Raw genomic sequence first — 19,219 nt, 5'->3', positions numbered from 1 at the left:
TGGCCCTACGCGCTGTCGGAGATCTTCACCCCACGCGTTTCGCGACCAAACGCCACAATCAGGCAGATCAGCACCGCCACCGTTCCGGCAACCACCGCCATCGCCATCCCGTAGTTATTCCCGTTGGCCACGGCAATCTTCGATTGCAGTGTGGCATTCACCGACGCCACCAGATTACCCAGTTGATAGACAAACCCCGGCAACACCGCTCGCGCAGTGGCTGGCACCAGTTCGGTTAGCCAGCCCGGCACCACGCCCCACGCGCCCTGCACCATAAACTGCATCAGAAATGCGCCGATACCCACCATCCATGAACCGCTGGAAAACGCCCACAGTGGCAGCACAGGCAGCGCAAGGAAAGCCGCGATCATAATGGCTTTCTTACGGCCAATTTTTTCCGACAGTGAACCAAAGAAAATGCCACCGAGGATCGCCGCAATATTGTAGAAGATGGCAATAATGCTGACCGTGTGGGGATCAAAACCGTGCTGCACTTTCAGGTAAGTCGGATAGAGGTCCTGCGTACCGTGGCTGAAAAAGTTAAAGCAGGCCATCAGCAGCACCAGATAAACGCACAACTTCCAGTGACTTTTCAGTACCGGCAGCAATGCCACCGTCTCTTTACGCTCACGGGCAGCCAGCCAAACCGGCGACTCCGGCACCTTAAAATAGATAAACGGCAGCAGCAGAACCGGCACGGCACCAATCAAAAACATGCCGCGCCAGCCTACCAGGCCGTAGCACAATCCAAAGACGATCGATGCCAGCAAATACCCGCAGGGATAGCCCGCCTGAAACACGCCGGACATCAGCCCACGCGAACGGTCAGGAATGGTTTCCATCGCCAGCGAGGAAGCCACGCCCCACACGCCGCCCATCGCCACGCCATAAATGACACGGAATACCAGAAACCATATCAGCGTGGGCGACCAGGCGGAGAGCAGCTCAAAGATAGTGAACGCAATGATATTGAGCATCAGAATCGGACGGCGACCATACTTTTCTGCCAGGCGGCCGAACAGTAGCGCCCCCACAGGCCGCACGGCCAGCGTCAGCATAATCGCCAGTGACACATCGGTAATGCTGACATGAAAATTCGCCGCAATATCGCTGAGGACAAACACCAGAATAAAGAAGTCAAACGCATCCAGCGTCCAACTACCAAAGCTGGCGAACGCCACGTTGCGCTGAGTCGAAGTCCAGTTAAACATAGGAGAGAGTCCTGTCTTAAAGGCACACAAAGAATGTTAATTATTTGTTTATAGCATGTAAGACAGACGTAGATTACGGCGCTTTTGTCAGGGTTCTCTTCAGACTGTAAAAGGCGATGTCATTATGTTAACAGGCTAATAATTAGCCTGTTAATTAACATTTCACCACTAAATATCGCGGGCTATCATAGCCTGAAGCCCAACCTGCTGGCCGTATGACAGTTCCAGGGTGTTGCCATCCGGGTCCGCAAAAAACGCCCAGTACCCAACAGGAGCGGGAGACGCAACCGGGGCTTTACGCAGTACCCCTTCTTTCTCAGCCATCACGACTTTAGCGTCAATCTCTTCACGCGTGGCGCAGGCCACACCAAGATGGCCGAAGGGGCCAAGCGGCGTGTCTCTTCTGACAGCCGTCTGCACCAGTACCAACGCAAACGGGCGGGAGAGGTCAGAAAGCCAGGCAACCTCTTGTGCTTCTGGTATACCCGGCTGGCGCTGATGCACCACCTGCATACCGGCATAACGCTGATAGAAATCGATACTCTTTTGTAAGTCCTGCACTTCAAACGCTACATGGGTGAATCCCACATCGTGAGCACTCATCGCCCGCTCCTTCTCGTATCATCAGATGGGTTTATCATGGCGTGTGCCGGGCACAGCAAGTGATCGTCAGTGCGGGACAAAACGAGGAGAGCACGGAAAGCGCTATATTCCCCGCATTCACGGTGCCAGGACTTTGGGGGGCACCAGCGAGTCTGGCATCTTTTGCCAGTTGGCGTCTTCATGCCCATATTTCCCGCCCCAGATGACATCCTTAATGCGCTGGAGGACCCAGTTTCCCTGTGCATCTTTAGTCAGCTCGTACGGCAAACCACGGCACTGACGCAGGCGCAGATCAACCTGTAGGCCAAACTGATAGTCGTGTCCTTTCTGAGGCACAAAGCTCATGCTGCTGCTGCACTGGCTATTGGCCCCCTTATAAACCAGCCCGATATGGGTTTGTCTGCCAGCGATCACCGGGGTTTCGTAATAATCGCGCCAGGACGATTTGTCCTGCTCGCGGGCTACCGGCATCCCGCGATCCTGGGTATTCGTCAGGATAAACTCACTGCTGCGCACCAGGCCACCGGTAGGCAGGCCATTGACCTCCTGCTCAATGGAGGCCAGTTCGGTGCCGCCAACAATCCGCACCGAGGCCGTATGCGGCCCTGCGGCAGGCGGCGTGAAAAATGCATGGTGTGGAAACTGGCTACAGCCACTGGCATACGTCAGCAGTAGGGACAGCGTCATCTGGCGATACATCAACGCTTCTTCTTGTCGTTATCAGACGAGATCAGTGCCAGTAGTTCATTCGCCAGCGCCCTGGCCTCCTGCTGATAGTTTTCACGCCAGCTTGCCAACCCTTCTGCCGGACACCCCTCCTCATCCCACTCCGCCAGCGCCAGACCATTGACGATCTCCAGCTCAAACCACAGGCGTTGCCAGGCGTCGGTATCCGATACCAACGCACTGTCCTGCCACAACAACTCGCTATCAGCGACAAAGCGGGCCCAGCAGAAGAGGTTTTCACTGGCCTGCACACCCGTCATCGTCAACCACCCACCAGAGTCTGACTTACCCTTCAGTGACAAGTCGCACCATCTTCTGCCAGCCGCCATCCTGTGGCAGATATTTATTACCGTAAGTGACGTTAGCAATAGGTTTCAGCACCCACTGACCATCTGCGTTTTTGACCAGCTCATTCGGCCAGGCACGGCACCGATACATTTTCAGATCAACCGCCTGGCTCAACTGATAGTAGTGGCCCTTTTCCGGAACAAAACTGACGATGTTCATGCAGCGGTTCTTACCGCGATTATAGCTGTGATATACCGTGGTTTTTCGGCCCGCATAAATCGGCGTTTCGAAATAATCACTGGTGTAAGTGGCTTCCTTACCGCTGACCTTTGGCATGCCCTGATCCTGCGTATTGCGCAACACCCAGTTGCTTTCACGAATCAGCCCGCCGCGCAGTTTACCGTTCTCCATTTGATACAAGGCATTACTCTCGGTGCTGCCCATAATGCGCAGCCCGGCAACCTCAGCCCCCGCAGGTGGGGGGGTGAAGAATTCCTGCTGTGGCAGCAGGCTACAGCCGCTAAGCAGCAGCACCGCCAGCGGTAATATCCGTTGATAATGCATCGACTTACTCCACAGTATCAGGTCCAGACTTCCTGCCCGTCAGCGGTGATCCACACCAGCCCGGCGGGCGCTTTTGCCAGAAACCAGAAGCCAGTATCATCAAGATCGTCTAACTCATCGTCAGAGTCGGGCTGCGGCCAGGCCTCATTCAGACACTTAAGCTGTTCCTCAACCGTGCCCGTCAGCCAGGTACCGTCGCACGCCAGCCGGACCTGACCGCTCTTCATCAGTTGCTGCAACAGATCAAAGAAAAGCTCTTTTCTCAGGGCGCTGTTATCCGCAATGCTGCGGCACTCAACCTCAAGATGTTGCCAGAGGGCGCCGAGTGACAATCCACGGGCGCTGGCGATCACGGCCTGATAAATGCCTTCTCTTTTCAGCGCACTCAAGGTGCTAAGACTTTGGGAGGCACCTGTGTATCCGGCATTTTTTGCCAGTTTGCATCTTCATGACCATATTTCCCCCCCCAGACGACATCGCTGATACGCTGAAGCTGCCACTCTCCCCGGTTATTTTTTGTCAGCTCATACGGCAAACCACGGCACTGGCGCAGACGCAAGTCAACCTGCAGGCCAAACTGGTAGTAGTGACCTTTCTGCGGTACAAACGTCATCGAACTGCTGCACTGGTTATTACTGCCGTGATACACCAGGCCAATACGGGTTTTTCTGCCCGCTATCACCGGGGTTTCATAAAAATCGCTCCAGGACGCTTTATCCTGTCCACTGGCCACCGGCATCCCGCCGTCCTGAGTGTGAGTTAAGATAAATTCACTACTGCGCACCAGCCCCCCCGTAAGCTGGCCCTCATTTTCCTGCTGAATTGACGCCAGCTCGGTGCCGCCAACAATGCGCACCGATGCCGTATCCGGGCCTGGCGCAGGCGGAGTAAAGAACGAATTATGCGGAAACTGGCTACAGCCGCTGGTGGCGACCAGCAGCAGGGACAGCGTGGTTTGACGGAACATCAGCATTTCTCCTTGTGGGCTATCAGGCGGTCAGGGCCAGCAGCTCCGCCACCAGCTCGCGGGCATCCTGGCGGTAGTTTTCGCACCAGACTGCCGACCAGTCAGCGGGGCGCCCCTGTTCTTCCCACTCTGCCAGCGCCAGGCCATTGACGATTTCCAGCTCAAACCACAGGCTCTGCCAGGCATCGGCATCCTTAACCAGGGCGCTGTCCTGCCACAGAAACTCGGTCTCTGCGACAAAACTGGCCCAGGCAAACAAATCCTCCGACGCCCGCGCTCCCCGTTCAATCAACTGCGCCTTATTTACCATATTTGACCGTCACCACTTTTCCAGAGCTGTTCGTGACCACCGAGACATTATTGGTGGCATCGTAATAGACCGTTGTATTACCCCGGCTTGAGGTAGCATTGCCTGTTTTAATGGTGTTTTCCACCACCGACGGCATGATGCCACGGTCCTGCATTCTATCTAAAGCGTGACCTGAATACTCGCGGTTGCTGATCGTGCCCACCTCGTTTCTTACCGGCTGATAAGACGGGTTTTTAGGCTGATTCATCTGGTTTTGTTTGCTGCCCAGCGGCAGTGCCGGGTCGCGTACGCTACCGGTTACCGGCGGCGTCGGCGTGACGTTGCTGCCCGTTCCGCCGCTACCGCTGACAGGACTGCTGCCCTTGCTGCTGCTCACCGTCGGGGTGCGTGATCCCTTAATTCCGCCACTCAGCGCCCCCAGCGCGGCACCGGCCAGAAGCTGCGCTCGCTCAGAATCCATCCCGTAGCGGCTTTGCAACTGCTTCGCAAACTCCGTGCTGGACACCACCCCTTCCGCCTCAATCTGCTGGGCATAGAGTGACGACATGTCGTTCTTCATCTGCCAGGGCACGTCATCGGCGCCCAGCACCCGATCGATCGCCTCGCGAACCAGCATGCCATTGGCGGTCACATCGCCAAAGTTAGCCTTACAGGCCGCCGCATCGGTGGCACAGACCGCAATCAGCTCATCCTGCTGTTTCAGGCTGAGTTCCTGCATCTCTTTTCTGACCGTTGCGCAGTCACCGCGTGCCTTACATCCCTGAGCTTTCGCTGCAAACTTATCAATCTGCTCAGGCTTCAGGTAATTATTGGTCATCGCGTTGTCGCCCGCCTTGTAGGCATCCACAGCGCCCGCGGTATCGCCGGACACCAGTGAGCCGGTCAGGCTGGTGGCAATAAGAGCCAGGTTCTTAATCGTTTTCTTCTGCTGGTCGTCCAGTTTATCCGTGGCGACATCCGGATAAAGTGACTGATGGATTGCACGGATAGCCAGTTCGCCACCCCCACCACCCACGGCGCCTGCCAGCGCATTCTGCCCGCTCATTTCGGCGACGACACCGCCGAGGATCGCATGGGCAAAGGCGTTAGTGGCTATTTCCTGCGTCGTTGGATGGTCAGGATCGTTATAGGTGACATCTTTAATCACACCCGCCAGGTAAGGCGCCGAGGCCTGCGCCAGCGCTTTCGCCGGGTCGCCGCCTGCCAGTGCGCCCACTGCCGTGACAGCCGCATTTCCTGCCTTAACCCAGGTGTCATCCGGCTCGTAACCTTTGATCGCTTCTTTATAGGCACTGCTCTCTTTTACTGCCGTCCAGTAATCTGCACGATCCTGAGATGTGGCATTAGCCCCCGGTTTTTCACCTACCGCATCCATGCCCTGCTGGTTAGCATACAGCTGGCGTTCGGTGAGTACGGTGTTCATGGTTGAAGCAGCGATAGACCCGATCAACTGCACTTTTTGCAGGCGCTTCTGCTCTGCGGCCTTGTCAAAGATCGGGCTGAGCGTCTGATTAGCATGTTCCACATCACGGCTCAGGGTGCTGACATCCTGCTGCTGGCTGTCACCATTACGCACGATGAGCGTTCCATCAGAGACCGCCGAGTGAGTGGTGCTGGAGTCGTCCCCGGAGGCCTGAATCGCTGACATCGACGTTGGCGCAACATTCTGGCCCAACTGAGTCAGTATCGGTGCCAGAGGTTTTTTTTCTTTACTGCTGTCTTCAGCAGATGCCCCACTGTCTTTTTCCAGCTTGAACTGGCTGGACAGCCCGACGCTGACACCAGACGTCGCGTAATCGGCCTTATTCTCAATATTACTAAAGCCTAACGTGCCGGTATCCAGACGGTTTTTCGCCGCCTCAGCGGTACTGCCAATCACCGCCCCATTAAGTTGGGTATGATTACCGACGGTGACATCGTAGCCGCCGTCCCCGGCGAAGATGCCGCTTTGTTCCTGCACGCTGTCGTAGTTGCTGTCGATCTTATCCTTGCTGATCGACAAGTTGCCGCTGGCATTCATTGTGCCCAGGGTGAATTTCAGGCCACCGCTGATGTTCTGCTGTTTTGAATCGTAGTGGTTACTGTCCTGTTCGCTGGTGATGGTCAGGTCACGCCCGACATCCGCCACCACGCGGTCGGCGCTAATTTGCGCACCAGTCAGGGTGGTATCACGGCCACTCAGGAGCGTCACTTTGTTACCGGCATCCAGGGTGGTTTCGTTATGAGTCAGGCCATCACCCTTCTCATTGCCTTTGCCTTTGTTGCCATTGGCGAAGATGCTGATACCCGCTCCATCGTTGCCGACACCGATGCTGGCGCCAATTTCCCCACCGCCACTGCTGTTACTGCTGCTGGTCAACTGCGTATTTTCGGCGGATTTCAGCGTGATATCGCGCGCCGCTGACAGCAACATTTCATTACCAGCCTGAACCTTGCTGCCCTGCACCAGAATATCGCCATCCTGCGTTGAACCGTCGGTGCCGTTAGCAAAGATATTCAGATTCTGGGCTGCCTGAATAGCACTGCCCGCCGAGGTCATCTGATCACTCTGGCTTTCACTCCGTGATTTCTGCATGCCCAGCGACAGGCTGATGCCGACAAACTCGGTGTTGGTTGGATCCTGGATCGCGCCGCGCACGGCCTGCGCGGCCTGATAGCCGTCCAGCCCGGCTTTAACCCTTTGCAGTTCCGCCATGCGGCTGTCCTGCTTATCCGTTTCCATCTCAGAAATGGTTTTCGCGGTATTTAACGCCGATCCCGCCACACCCGACAATGCCAGCTTCAGCCCGCTGGAACGCGACTCTGTTGTACTGTGTTTACTGGCGCGATTTTCTGCTGAGCCGATTTCAACGTTTTTACCGATCAGATTAATATCGTTACCGGCGATCACCTCCGATCCTTTTATTTTCAAATCGTTACCGGCGATCAGCGTGGTATCGCCGTTGACCGATCCCAGCTGGCTGCCCTGCGCCGTCAGACTGGTGGTTTCATCGGTGGATTTATCGAAGGTGGAGCCAATGGTGACGCCAATGCCACCGCTGCTCATCAGGCCGGACTTGGTTTTCTGCTTCATCGCCCAACCGTCGCGGCTCTCCTCAGCGGTATCAACCGTCAGATTGTTGCCCGCTTTTGCAGTCAGGCTCTTATCGGCAGCCACATTGCTGCCGCTGATGCCAAGATCGTGCCCGGCCGACAGGGTAATATTTTCTCCGCCCAGGCTGCTGGCTGCTGCGTTTTCTGCCTCAAATCCGGCTCGCGTGGTAGTGGTATTGCTGGAGAGGAAGCCCGACCCTTTCACTTTGGAGGCCATATCCAGCGACGACTGCTCACTGGCCGTGCCAATGGTGATGTCATTGCCCGCGGCGAGGCTCAGGCCGCTACCGGCATTCAGCGTGGCCGCTGCCGCTGCAATATTGTTTGCCGCCTGCACCGCCACATCGCCGGCGCCCGTAATTTCACTGCCCACCGCCGTGGTGTTGCTCTGGCTCAGGTGGTTGTCTTTATTCCATACCACATTGTCGCTGGCACCGGAGTTGACCGTTGTCAGATTCACATCACGCCCGGCCAGCACAGTGGTCTGGCTGTTTTCGCCCGTATTCACCACCTTCGCCCCTTGCAGATTGACGTCACGCACCGCCTGTAAGGCCAGTTTGCCGTCATCCTGCTGCACATACATGCCTGCCACGCGCGACACCGTATCGCGGCTAAAGGTGTTGCTGCCGTTGGTGCTTTCCGTATGGGTGGTTTGCGACACAAGGTTGAGGTCGCGTCCCGCGCTGGCCACCAGCGAGGTCTGCGCCTGGATGATGCCGCCATTGTTGGTCAGATCATTGTTCGCCAGCAGCTGCACGTTGCCGCCGCTGATGATCCCCCCCACGTTGGTAATGCTATCGCCGCTGATGCTCAGCAGCTGGGTGGCATTTACGCGGCCCGAGTTCAGCATATTGCCGCTGACACCCACCGCGATATTACGCCCGGACAGCAGCGCGCCGCTGCCATCGATATCGCCCTGTTTCACCTGGGCATAAACCTGCGGCACCAGCACACTCTGACGACTGCCATCAGCCAGTGTGACATCACGCGCCACCAGCCACACCATATCGCTCGAGATGTTCGCCATCTGGCTGGCGGTCAGCGCCACGCCCGGCACCAGATTAAAGGCTTGCCCGAAAGCGACCCCGGCTTCCATCAGCGCCTTGTACTGATCCTCATCGCTCTGATAGCCCGCCAGATAACGCTCGCCGGTCAACTCCACCAGCTGTTCGCGCACCAGGCGCTGCTCGTAGAAGCCATCCCCCAGGCGTTTCTGGGTGATATCAGGATCGGACCGCAGCTGCGACAGCATATAGTCAGAGCTGAGCCAGTTTTTCTGGTTGGTGTAGCGGGGATCGGTTTCGATCAGGTAATTGCTGGAGGACGATGGCAGTGGGTTAAACAAGCTGTTCTCTGGCAGCGTGGTGTCCGGCACCTGTGAGCGGATCACCGTGGCATCGGTGCTGCCCGCGATCTCAATGCGCTGACCGCCAGGCAGTGAAGCCAAGTCCTCACTGTTCAGTAAACCGAGGCTGAAACCGCTGAGCGCAGGCGAACTGCTGTCCACCTTCGTGTTGCCTTTCGCCACGCTCGGTGACAGGGCAATCGACTGGATCTCATCCGGTGGTGTATAAGCGGAGGCATCATGTTTCTGCTTGTCGTGACCTTTCTTGTGGATACGATCCCACTCGATCACCTGCCCCACTTTCTGCACCAGCAGCGTTCCGGCCAGTTCCACGTTGTTCAGGTTGGCATTGCTGACCAGCAGATCGCCCCCGGCAATAATGCGGCTCTTATCGTTAAGGGTATTGTCAGCGTTGATCGCCAGACTGCCGCCCGCAAGGATCTGCGCCGGATCGCTTTCCGTGATCTGTTCCTGCCAGGTGCTCTGGGTGTAAGCATACTGGTAGTAATGATCCTGATTACACACCACGCCGCTAATGCAGATGTGCTGCACTTCGTCATGATAGAAGCTGATGTCATAATCGCTGGTGCCGTAATGCACACCATTATTCAGACCGACCACCATATATTCTTCTTTTTGCTCGTCCGAGAGGTGCACCATCTCGGTAGCAAAGTGGTCGTTAATATTGTTCAGGGTGGCGGTATTGATCAGCATGTTGCCGATAGATTCGATCGTCGCGCTGTGGTTGTTGATCGTCGTCGCCCGGCCGCTGGCGGCATTGTTCTCATCCAGCTGACCACCAATCGACATATCCCCATCGCTGTAAATCAGGCTGTGGGCGCTGTTATTCAGCGTTCCGACACCGAGATCCAGGCGCTGGCGTGCAGCAATGGTCGCCGCACTCTCACCTTCCGCCACGTTATTCAACTCACCGGCCTGGATCGCCAGATGATCGCCATAAATACGTCCGCTGCCGATATTGTTCAGCGTTCCGGCACGCAGCACGGTTTCCACACCGTCAATAATGCCACGGTTGGTCAGGCTGCTACCGACATCCACGTGGGTGATCTGACCACTGATATCGCCACTCTGCTGGTTGTTCAGGCTGGCGGCCGTCACCGCTAACTGCTTGCCGGCATTGAGTTGCCCGGCGTTATCCAGCGCGCCCTGCACGTTAAGGTCAAGATTGCCGTTCGCCAGCGTACTGCCCACGTTACTGAAGTCACCGTTGACCGCCAGCTGCATGTCTCCGAGTGAGAGCAACTGCCCGTTACCGCTCACCGACTGAACGCCGGCGTTGAGGTTTTTCCCGGCAATCACCTTGCCGCCCTCATTATTCAGCGCACCTGCCGTAAGCGTGACGCCCTCCGTCGCCGCAATGCCGCCATTCTGGTTGTTGAGTGCCTGGCCAGCGCTGTCCAGCGTCAACTGCTGGCCAACCATCGTTCCGCCAACGTTGTTAATCCCGGCGCTGCGCACCTGCACCTTGCCCGCCGACTCCAGACGCCCACCGTTATTATCAAGCTGCGCACTGGTCAGGGAGAGATCGCCGCTCAGTGCGGAGATCATCCCGCGATCGTTATTCAGTGCGCCGCCCGAGGTCAGGGTGACGTCCGATCCCGCGCTGCGACTGTCGCTCAGGTCGATCTCTGCAGCCTGCACCGTGAGTTTTCCGGCGGCCAGATTCTGCCCGTTACTCGCCAGTTTCCCGGTGCTGGTCAGCGTCAGATTGCCGCTATTTCCCACGCCGCCATCCGCATTAATCCCCGCGCCGAACACCGAATTTTTACTGCTGTTCAGCTCACCGGCGCTGGCGCGGGTATCGCGTCCGGCGGCGATCAGCCCGTCATTATTCAGCTGTCCGCTGACGCTGGTATGCATATCACGTCCGGCATACAGCGTCCCCCCGCTGTTGCTTAACTGACTGCTGGTCAGGGTCAGATCGCCGCTGTGCGCAGAGACCGTTCCACGATCGTTATTCAGCGTGCCCTGAGTGGTCAATGCCACCTCCGCTGCGCTGGTCTGGCTGTCGCTGAGGTCAATATCGGCCGCCTGCACGGTGAGTTTTCCGGCCGCCAGGTTCTGCCCGTGGCTGGCCAGCTTGCCGGTGCTGGTGAGATCCAGATCGCCGCTTTCTCCCAGGCGGCCATCGGTTTTCACCCCACCGCCAAAGACGGCATTTTTGCTACTGTTGATTTCACCTGCACGGGCGCTGGTGTGACGCGCCGCGACCACCATGCCATCGTTGTTCAACTGACCGCTGACGCTGGCACGCGTATCGCGTCCGGCATACAGCGTACCGCTGTTGCTCAGCGCACGACCACTCACCTGAATATCTTCACTGGCGTTGATCTTACCGCTGTTTTCGATATGCCCGTCGGCGCTGAGGGTGACACTACCGGCCTGCGCCCCCAGCGTTCCCGCGTTACGTACGCCAACACCGCTTTCTGTACCAATCAGCTGGATTTTCCCGGCGTACATGCCGCCAAGGTTGGCCACATCCAGCGCCAGCGCTGGCTTCACATCGTTATCACTGTCCGTATTTTTGCTGACGCTGGCGCCGTCAGCGCTGACGCGGTTTTTACCGGTCGTCACTTTCAGATCGCTGGCCCAGATACCACTGTTCACTTTCACCGTGTGCGCAATCAGATCGGTATAGTCCTGGCGGCTGCTGTCCATTCCCGCCCCCTGCACCACAATCTCCCCGCCATTGACCTGATATCCGGTCAGCTGGCCGTTCTGCATAATGGCTTTACCCGTGGTCAACGTAGAACGGTTCGCATTGATAAAACCGCAGCCGTCACAGGTGATACCGGCGGGGTTAGCGATCACCACCTGCGCCCTTTTACCCGCGACTTCGATATAACCATTCAGCTTGCTGGGGTCGCGTGAGTTCACCTCGTTGAGGATCACTTTGGCTTCTCCGCGTGCCAGATAAGGGTTCGCCGCCACCCAGCCGCCCTGCTGCGTCTGTGTATTGCGGTGGGAGTTATTGAGGATCACGCCTTTTTTATCAACGTCGAACTGGCTATAGGTATTACGCGATACGCCACCCGCGCTCGGTGCCTGAATATTCACCTGCGGCGTGCCGTTGGCTGTTTTCCCGATCATCGGCTGCTGGCCCGAAGGCGCACTGCCATCGGCGACAATCCCTGCGGCCTGCGCTTGTGGCATCAGCGCCACCATGCCCAGCGCCCCCAGCGTGAAGAATGCCAGCGGGGAGAGCTGGCCAATCAGCTGGCTGAGCGTATGCCCTTCGCCGCTCACCGCCGGACCTTTACCATGACCACGGCCGTTTTCGGCCACCACCATCAACAGGCCACGCGCCTTGTTGAAAATTACGCGATACAGATTCTTATTCACCTGGGTTCATCCCTTCCAGTTAATGGCTTGCCAGCGGGGTGTCGCGCTGCCAGCGTGCGAAATCCTGATGCGTTACCGCATCACCACGAAAATTCATGACGCGCAGACCGCGCTCCTCACCTTTGTGATACAGCGAACGTACGCAGTGATGCGGAAATAACGTGCCGCCGACCAGGCGACGCAGTGCCTGCTGATCGCCAAACGGCGCAATCCAGTCGCGGATCCACAGACGGTCACCGCTGTTCCAGTCCCGCTCCTGAACGTGAATGCCGGGCTGCGTGAGATAACGCTGCTCGGCTTCATCATCCAGCCAGGCCCAGCTAAGGAAAAACACTGGCTTATCGTCACGCATCGCCAGCGCAAACTGCTGATGCTTGATCGCAGGCAGCAGCAGCGTGGGGAGCGCACTGAGGGGAATGTCGCGGTGCTGTGCCGAATGCATCCATAACCAGACGCTGGCACCCAGCACTTCAGACTCGCTGAACCCGCTGCTCAACAGCGGGGAAATCACCTGAAAACCATTAACGGGGATCGTCATATCAGTATTCCCAGCTCAGATTGAAACCGAGGGAGACCGGGCTGGTGCTGAAACCATCCGGTTTGGAAAACGGCACGCCCGCAAACAGGTCGTAGCCGGTATTCAATACGTTGCCGCGCAGGCCGATGACCCCGCCTGCCAGATGGTGACCGACCTGATAATCGATGCCGCCTTTCACTTCGCCATAGTCCGCGCCGAGGTAGAGTTCCTGATTCGGCAACGGGGTTTGCCAGGCGATGTCATTACGTACAAACCAGCCTTCGTCACCGTTCAGAGTGTATTCACCATCGAAGCCGCGTACCGTCCAGCGGTTACCAATGGACATCTGATCCTGCGGTGTCAGCGGAGAATGGGTCATCTGGCGCTGGAACTGCCCGTTATAACGGAAGGATTGCCCCCACAGTTGGAACGGTGCATTCAGCTGCACGGAAAGCTGAATAATCTTCGCCAGTCCGGTGCCTTCGCCATAGCTCTCTTCCGGTGCTGGTTCCGCGCCAAACCAGCGCGTCCCGCGCTGATAGCTCACGCCGGTATCCAGCGTGGCCTGGCCGATATAGTGACGATGCTGCAAACCGAGACGCCAGGCGGCGGTCTGACGACGCTGCTGCTCAATCTCGGTATCTTCGATGTAGTTGCGCGACTGACGCGTCATCACTTCATAGCTGAACGAGGTTTTCTGGCTGCCGCTGCGGTGCAGTACGCGCCCGAGCTGGAGGTTCATGCTTTTGCTCTTACCCTTGTATTGGTAGTCAAAACCACTGCCCAGACCCGACTGGTGGTAGTCGTAGTCGCTGAAGGTGACGCCCGTCGTCCAGTAACCAAACGGCACTGAGTAGTGGATCAGGGTATTTTTGCTGCCTTTGTCGCCGCCCTGCTCTAAATCCTTACCTGCGGATACGTAGAACATATCGCTGAGTGACAGAGGATTATCGAGGTAGAGCGTCAGGCCGCCCTGATAGCGCCCGGTACTTTTGCTACCGGAGTCATCCAGCGTGGCACCGAGTCGCCAGTGGCGCGACTGCTTCCAGCTGACGTTGATATCACTTTCGCCCGGCTGCTCACCGGGAACAATCTGCATATCGGCCTGCACGGTGGGCAGGCGCTGTAAGTTTTCCAGCCCCTGTTCAATATCACGCAGATCCAGCAAATTCCCGGCATGGGCCGGCATGGCGCTCCAGAGCTGAACGTAACGATCGCTGTCTGGCGTCAGGCGGACATTGCGCACCTTGCCCGGTACCAGCAACAGCTTCAGGGTGCCGCTATTAATATCCTGGGGCGGGGCCAGCACGCGGGCGGTGACGTAGCCGTGATCCACCAGACGGTTCTGCAAGGCACTCATCAGCAGGTTAATACCCTTACCGCCAAGGCACTGTCCCTGCGCCTGATCGGCCAGCTTTTGCAACGGCATCCAATGCGGGAATGCCTCTCGCCCCTGTAACTCGATATGTTGCAGCGCAAAGCACGGCTCTTCAGCAGGAAACTGAATACGGCTGAAAAAGCTGCCCGGCGCCTGTAAACGGACGTCCGGGGCAGGAGGTGCCAGCTGACGTTCAGTGGCGCGCTGACGTTCCTGCTGGTTAATTAATTGCTGATCGCCGATCGTGGCAGCAGCCACATTCGTGACATGAAAGAGACTGATAATAACGGCCAAACTACTGAGACGAGCAGGGGTTATCCCGTCTTTTCCAGACGCAATCCGTAGCATAGTAATGCCCTGAGCAAGGTTTATTATTTATACGATGTTGATGCCAGGTACTTTAACGATTTCTTATCCAGGATTGTTCCTAAACTTACATAACGCTTACAATTGAATGATGATTATAACAACGACAACATAAGGAAAATCCTAATATCAGGCACAAAAATTAATGTAAAAAATGCTATTTATCATAAAGATAATCTATATATTAGAAAAAATACAAAAATACACATAAGTCAAATCACTCTCAGGAAATTAACCGGAAACAAGTAGAAATAGTTAAGATTATTCCTCAGTTATATAGCGCCGACTGGCCCTTAAATTGTCGATATTAAAAACGGAAACAGAGATTACCTTTCCCCTGTTCTACTAAATTCAAGTACACTCCTTGCGGTATTCCTGCTGAAAGAAAAGACGTGTCACTGATCTCATTTTCTGCCCCCCGCAATCGCCTCGCCGCCTGGCTTGGTCTGCTGGCAATACTGCTGCTGTTTATTGCTCCGGTGATTTCAAAATCACTGGCGCAGACGCGCGGCAGTAACAGCATGATGATGATGATGCATCATGGGATGGCGATGGACATGTCTGAGATGCCGGACATGCATCATGATATGGACGCCACCTCCACTAGCGCGACGAAACAGGAACATCATCCGATGTCGATGATGGATGACAGCGCCTGCGGTTATTGCGTGCTGCTGGTGCATCTGCCGCTCGACCTGATGACACTGCCGCTGCTGTGGTCGACATTACAGGCCGCCACCCAGCCGGATGTTCCTCTTTTTCAACCCGTGGTGGCGCGTTTTGTTCCCCGCTTCTTCCATCCCCGCGCCCCGCCTCTCTTCCTCACCGCACGCTTCAAATAACAATTGATCTGTGGGTTCCCCCACAGTCCCTGCGAATGCCTGTAAAACAGGCTGATGGAAGAGACAATGTCAGAAAATATCCGACGTGCGACCACGCACGCCACCCGCAGCAGCAGCGCGCTGATCCCGCTGCTGCGTCGCCTGCATTTCTATATCGGGCTGTTTATCGCCCCCTTTATCTTTGTCGCAGCCCTGACCGGCACGCTGTATGTGCTGACGCCTCAGCTGGAAAATGTGCTGTATCAGTCACAGCTGTTTACCTCATCAACCGGACCGGACCAGCCGATCTCAGCCCAGATCGCCACCGCCAGTGCCCTGATGGGGCCGAAGGCGAAAATCGCCGCCGTGCGCCCGGCACCCCATCCCGGTGAAACCACGCGCGTGATGTTTGCCAGTGCCGATCTCGGCCCATCGGAAACCCGGGCGGTGTTTGTTGATCCAAAGACGCTGGAAATCCGTGGCGAAATGACGGTTTACGGCACCAGCGGCGTTCTGCCCTTCCGCACCTGGCTGGATTATCTGCACCGCAATCTGCTGCTGGGTGACGTGGGTCGCAATTACAGCGAACTGGCGGCGAGCTGGCTGTGGATTGCCGCTCTGGGGGGTGCCCTGCTCTGGGCCACCAGCCGCACGCCGCGCCGTAAACCCTTGCGATCTACCCCAACGCGCGCCCAGCGTCTGGCGGGGCAACGCCACTGGCACACGACGCTGGGTCTGGCATTGCTGCTCGGGCTGGTGTTCTTCTCCGCCACCGGGCTGACCTGGTCACGCTGGGCCGGGGATAATATCTCCCTGATGCGCAATCATTTTGGCTGGATGACGCCCTCGGTGAATACCGTGCTGCATTCTGAATCCGCGATGATGATGGATATGCCAATGGATGAGCATGCGGAGCATAAGGGTCATATGATGATGACGCAGGATGCCGCTCCGGCTACGGTCAATCCGGCGCAGTTCGATGGCGTGCTGAGCGCAGCGCGTGCGGCGGGGATTGATGCGGCCAAACTGGAGATCCGCCCGTCATACCGGGCTGATAAAGCCTGGACGGTGAATGAGATTGACCGCAGTTGGCCAACGCAGGTCGACAGCGTGGCGGTAGATCCGCAGAGCAATGCGGTGATTGATAAGGTGGAGTTCGCCAACTTTGGCCTGCTGGCCAAACTGACGCGCTGGGGCGTGGATGCCCATATGGGCGTGTTGTTCGGGGTGGCGAATCAGCTGGTCCTGGCACTGTTTGGGGCCGGGCTGTGCGTGATGATTGTGATTGGCTATCGCATGTGGTGGCTGCGCCGCCCGCAGGGTGGGCAGATTTCCCCACTGGATACGCTACTGGGCTGCTGGCAACCGTTGTCGATTAGCGCACGTTTTCTGCTGCTGGTGATCACGTTGATTACGGCGGTCTGTTTGCCGGTGATGGGCGTGAGTTTGCTGGTGTTACTGGGCGTGGATGTGTGGCGCTGGCGGCGTGCAGTGCACGCCTGATCATCAATACGGGGTGACCGGAAAAAAGGGTCGCCCCCTGAGGGATCCCCACTCATTTTTTGTGGCTGACAGTTTGGCTTCAGGTCTGAGGCCAGCTTAAGCACGCCGGATCGGCAAAATCCGCGGGCAGGCTTTACGCTAACGGCTTCGCCAGATAATGCTCCAGCATCGCCAGCAACAACTGGTTATCCACCGTCTGCAACACATGCACCTGGCCACCCTGCGGCTCACCGATGCCCACATCCACACGCAACGGCTGACGGAAACGCCATGACTTACCGCGCGTCATCCCCTCGCGCAGCTCCACGTCGACAAAATAATCCGCCGCCGTGCTCACTCGCTGGTTCAGCAACCAGGCCACTACCAGCGCATCGTGGATCCAGCAGCCCGGCAGATGACGGGTCTGAATCGAGTAATCAATCCACGGGCGCAGCGTCTCGGTGACAAAACGCGCCAGCGGTGTATCAATCTGTGCAATGCGATTCAGATCCTGATGCGTCATCAGCGTTTGACTGGTCACATCCATCGGCACCAGCGTGATATTCGCGCCGCTGGTCAGCACCTTATGTGCGGCCTCAGGATCAATGCCGAAGTTGGTGTCTTTAATAAAATCATCCAGCGCAAACACACCGCCCATAATGGCGATCTCCTGCACCGCATCGGCCATCTCCGGATAACGTTCTAACGCCAGCGCCACATTGGTCAGCGGACCAATCGCCACCAGGGTGATTTTCCCCGGATTCGCGCAAATCAGCTGGCCCATCGCATCCGCGGCTTCCAGAGCCGGGGCGGTAAAAGACTGCGGCTGACGCACGCCACGCCACAGATGCGCCAGCTGGTTGCTGTGCACCCGCTGATCTAACGCTTCGCGCCACGGTTGCGTCGGCTCGCATAAGGCCGCATCGGCCCCTTTCACCACCGCTACCGACTGCCCGATACGCTCCATCAGATCTTTCACCACGCTGTATCCCACCTGGCTTGGGGTATTTCCCGCCACGGTGGTGATCAGCTCCAGCGAAATTTCCGGTGCAGCCAGCGCCAGTGCAATCGCCAACCCGTCATCGACGTTGGCCCCCGTAATACCATTCCCCGGATCACAATCAATAATTAATCGTTTCATATCGTTATCTTATTATCGGCCAGCTTGCAGCCACAGGACTCGCCAAGTTCAAGATGATGAGAGAACTCACTCAGCATGCTCTCCCCTTTCCACGCCGCCAGCATGTTGATAGCGGTCTTTGCCATCTCGCGCACGGGTTGACGAACAGTCGTCAGCGATGGCACATGATAGGCAGATTGATCGGTGCCGTTAAAACAGACCAGCGCCAGCTGATCCGGCACGCGGATACGGTGTTCAGACAAAGCACGAATACAGCCAATCGCCTGCGCTTCGTTCGATGCAAACAGAGCACGCGGGCGCGTCTCGCTCTGCATCATGCGCTGTGCGGCCTGATAGCCACCCACGCGGGTATAGGGGGTATGGAATATCCACTCCGGGCGTTCTTCCACGCCATGATCCGCCAACGCATCGCGCCAGCCTTGCAGACGATCCTGCGTATTCAGCATCTCCGGCGGGCCGCAAATAATGCCGACATGCTGATAGCCGTGGCTCAGCAGATGGGCCGTCACCTGACGCGACGCCTCGCGTTCATCCACGCGGATCACATTCACCTGCAAGCTGGGATCAACCCGGTCGAGCATCACAAACGGAGTGCCGCTGGATTGCAGAAGATCAATATAGGGATGGCGGTCAACGCTGATGTAAAACAGGCCATTCACCTGCTGGCCCAGCAGATTGTTGATCAGCTGCAACTCGCGTTTTCGGCTGTCACCGGCATCGCCCAGCAGCATCACCATATCGTTCGCCAGCGCCTGCTGTTGCAGCTCATGGGCCAGCGAAGCAATAAACGCATTGCCAATATTCGGCACCACCAGTCCATAGGTTCTCGTGGTGCCTGAAGCCAGCGCACGCGCCACACTGTTCGGGCGGTAACCGGTGCTTTTAATCGCCGCCAGCACGCGTTCACGTGTCGCGGGCGCAACCGGTCGCGGTCCGTTATTCACAACGTAACTCACTACGGCAACGGAAGTTCCGGCGACTTTTGCCACATCTGCACGGGTAGCACGATGATGAATCTGTTTTGCCACAGGCAGTCTTCCTCAC

At 57.1% G+C, this 19,219-nt stretch carries 15 protein-coding genes; 2 read left to right on the top strand and 13 right to left on the bottom strand.

What is annotated here, in order from left to right:
* Positions 1-5 precede the first annotated feature (5 nt).
* The 11 genes from FVB43_RS02310 to FVB43_RS02260 form a co-directional block, all read right to left on the bottom strand.
* A complete protein-coding gene (locus tag FVB43_RS02310) occupies positions 6-1,211 on the bottom strand; it encodes an MFS transporter (RefSeq protein WP_133842416.1) in 1,206 nt (401 codons plus the stop codon).
* A 168-nt stretch (positions 1,212-1,379) separates the two neighbouring features.
* Positions 1,380-1,814, bottom strand: a complete 435-nt coding sequence (locus FVB43_RS02305; protein WP_133842417.1) for a VOC family protein — start codon at positions 1,812-1,814, stop codon at positions 1,380-1,382.
* A 117-nt stretch (positions 1,815-1,931) separates the two neighbouring features.
* Positions 1,932-2,513 (bottom strand): hypothetical protein, encoded by a 582-nt coding sequence (locus FVB43_RS02300; protein WP_133842418.1) that lies wholly within the window; start codon positions 2,511-2,513, stop codon positions 1,932-1,934.
* Positions 2,513-2,806: a hypothetical protein gene (locus FVB43_RS02295; RefSeq protein WP_197931252.1), complete on the bottom strand. Its 294-nt coding sequence runs from the start codon at positions 2,804-2,806 to the stop codon at positions 2,513-2,515. Before FVB43_RS02295 ends, FVB43_RS02300 begins: the two co-directional genes overlap by 1 nt.
* 19 nt (positions 2,807-2,825) lie before the next feature.
* Positions 2,826-3,392: a YdgH/BhsA/McbA family protein gene (locus FVB43_RS02290; protein WP_133842420.1), complete on the bottom strand. Its 567-nt coding sequence runs from the start codon at positions 3,390-3,392 to the stop codon at positions 2,826-2,828.
* Positions 3,393-3,409: 17 nt separating this feature from the next.
* A complete protein-coding gene (locus FVB43_RS02285; protein WP_320443509.1) occupies positions 3,410-3,781 on the bottom strand; it encodes a DUF596 domain-containing protein in 372 nt (123 codons plus the stop codon).
* The gene (locus FVB43_RS02280; RefSeq protein ID WP_167863338.1) at positions 3,778-4,359 is read right to left on the bottom strand and encodes a hypothetical protein; all 582 of its coding nucleotides are present in this window, start codon (positions 4,357-4,359) and stop codon (positions 3,778-3,780) included. The genes FVB43_RS02285 and FVB43_RS02280 overlap by 4 nt, the downstream gene beginning before the upstream one ends.
* Positions 4,360-4,381: 22 nt before the next feature.
* On the bottom strand, positions 4,382-4,669 hold the full coding sequence (locus tag FVB43_RS02275; RefSeq protein ID WP_167863337.1) for a hypothetical protein: 288 nt from the start codon (positions 4,667-4,669) through the stop codon (positions 4,382-4,384).
* A complete protein-coding gene (locus tag FVB43_RS02270; protein WP_167863336.1) occupies positions 4,659-12,470 on the bottom strand; it encodes a two-partner secretion domain-containing protein in 7,812 nt (2,603 codons plus the stop codon). The genes FVB43_RS02275 and FVB43_RS02270 overlap by 11 nt, the downstream gene beginning before the upstream one ends.
* A 19-nt stretch (positions 12,471-12,489) precedes the next feature.
* A complete protein-coding gene (locus FVB43_RS02265; protein ID WP_133842423.1) occupies positions 12,490-13,008 on the bottom strand; it encodes a toxin-activating lysine-acyltransferase in 519 nt (172 codons plus the stop codon).
* 1 nt (position 13,009) lies between these two features.
* Entirely contained in the window at positions 13,010-14,713 is a 1,704-nt protein-coding gene (locus tag FVB43_RS02260; protein WP_159336850.1) for a ShlB/FhaC/HecB family hemolysin secretion/activation protein, read from the bottom strand.
* A 410-nt stretch (positions 14,714-15,123) separates the two neighbouring features.
* On the opposite strand from FVB43_RS02260, the gene FVB43_RS02255 reads away from it, so the two are divergent.
* Both FVB43_RS02255 and FVB43_RS02250 read left to right on the top strand, forming a co-directional pair.
* Positions 15,124-15,573 carry a DUF2946 domain-containing protein gene (locus FVB43_RS02255; protein ID WP_133842425.1) on the top strand — a complete coding sequence of 150 codons (450 nt, stop codon included), beginning with the start codon at positions 15,124-15,126 and terminating at the stop codon, positions 15,571-15,573.
* 54 nt (positions 15,574-15,627) lie between these two features.
* Positions 15,628-17,055, top strand: a complete 1,428-nt coding sequence (locus FVB43_RS02250; RefSeq protein WP_167863335.1) for a PepSY-associated TM helix domain-containing protein — start codon at positions 15,628-15,630, stop codon at positions 17,053-17,055.
* A gap of 133 nt (positions 17,056-17,188) precedes the next feature.
* On the opposite strand, the gene FVB43_RS02245 is transcribed toward FVB43_RS02250, so the two are convergent.
* Positions 17,189-18,175 (bottom strand): nucleoside hydrolase, encoded by a 987-nt coding sequence (locus FVB43_RS02245; RefSeq protein WP_133842427.1) that lies wholly within the window; start codon positions 18,173-18,175, stop codon positions 17,189-17,191.
* A complete protein-coding gene (locus FVB43_RS02240; protein ID WP_133842428.1) occupies positions 18,172-19,203 on the bottom strand; it encodes a LacI family DNA-binding transcriptional regulator in 1,032 nt (343 codons plus the stop codon). The genes FVB43_RS02245 and FVB43_RS02240 overlap by 4 nt, the downstream gene beginning before the upstream one ends.
* Positions 19,204-19,219 lie beyond the last annotated feature (16 nt).

The sequence above is a fragment of the Erwinia rhapontici genome, from assembly GCF_012271765.1.
Lineage (GTDB): Bacteria > Pseudomonadota > Gammaproteobacteria > Enterobacterales > Enterobacteriaceae > Erwinia > Erwinia rhapontici.
Note: the sequence above shows the minus strand (reverse complement) of the source record. Positions and strands in the feature narration are given on the sequence as shown.

Coding starts and splice junctions, on each gene's coding strand:
- FVB43_RS02245 (WP_133842427.1), bottom strand. CDS start 18,175: ATGAAACGATTAATTATTGATTGTGATCCGGGGAATGGTATTACGGGG.
- FVB43_RS02310 (WP_133842416.1), bottom strand. CDS start 1,211: ATGTTTAACTGGACTTCGACTCAGCGCAACGTGGCGTTCGCCAGCTTT.
- FVB43_RS02300 (WP_133842418.1), bottom strand. CDS start 2,513: ATGTATCGCCAGATGACGCTGTCCCTACTGCTGACGTATGCCAGTGGC.
- FVB43_RS02280 (WP_167863338.1), bottom strand. CDS start 4,359: ATGTTCCGTCAAACCACGCTGTCCCTGCTGCTGGTCGCCACCAGCGGC.
- FVB43_RS02260 (WP_159336850.1), bottom strand. CDS start 14,713: ATGCTACGGATTGCGTCTGGAAAAGACGGGATAACCCCTGCTCGTCTC.
- FVB43_RS02250 (WP_167863335.1), top strand. CDS start 15,628: ATGGAAGAGACAATGTCAGAAAATATCCGACGTGCGACCACGCACGCC.
- FVB43_RS02305 (WP_133842417.1), bottom strand. CDS start 1,814: ATGAGTGCTCACGATGTGGGATTCACCCATGTAGCGTTTGAAGTGCAG.
- FVB43_RS02290 (WP_133842420.1), bottom strand. CDS start 3,392: ATGCATTATCAACGGATATTACCGCTGGCGGTGCTGCTGCTTAGCGGC.
- FVB43_RS02265 (WP_133842423.1), bottom strand. CDS start 13,008: ATGACGATCCCCGTTAATGGTTTTCAGGTGATTTCCCCGCTGTTGAGC.
- FVB43_RS02275 (WP_167863337.1), bottom strand. CDS start 4,669: ATGGTAAATAAGGCGCAGTTGATTGAACGGGGAGCGCGGGCGTCGGAG.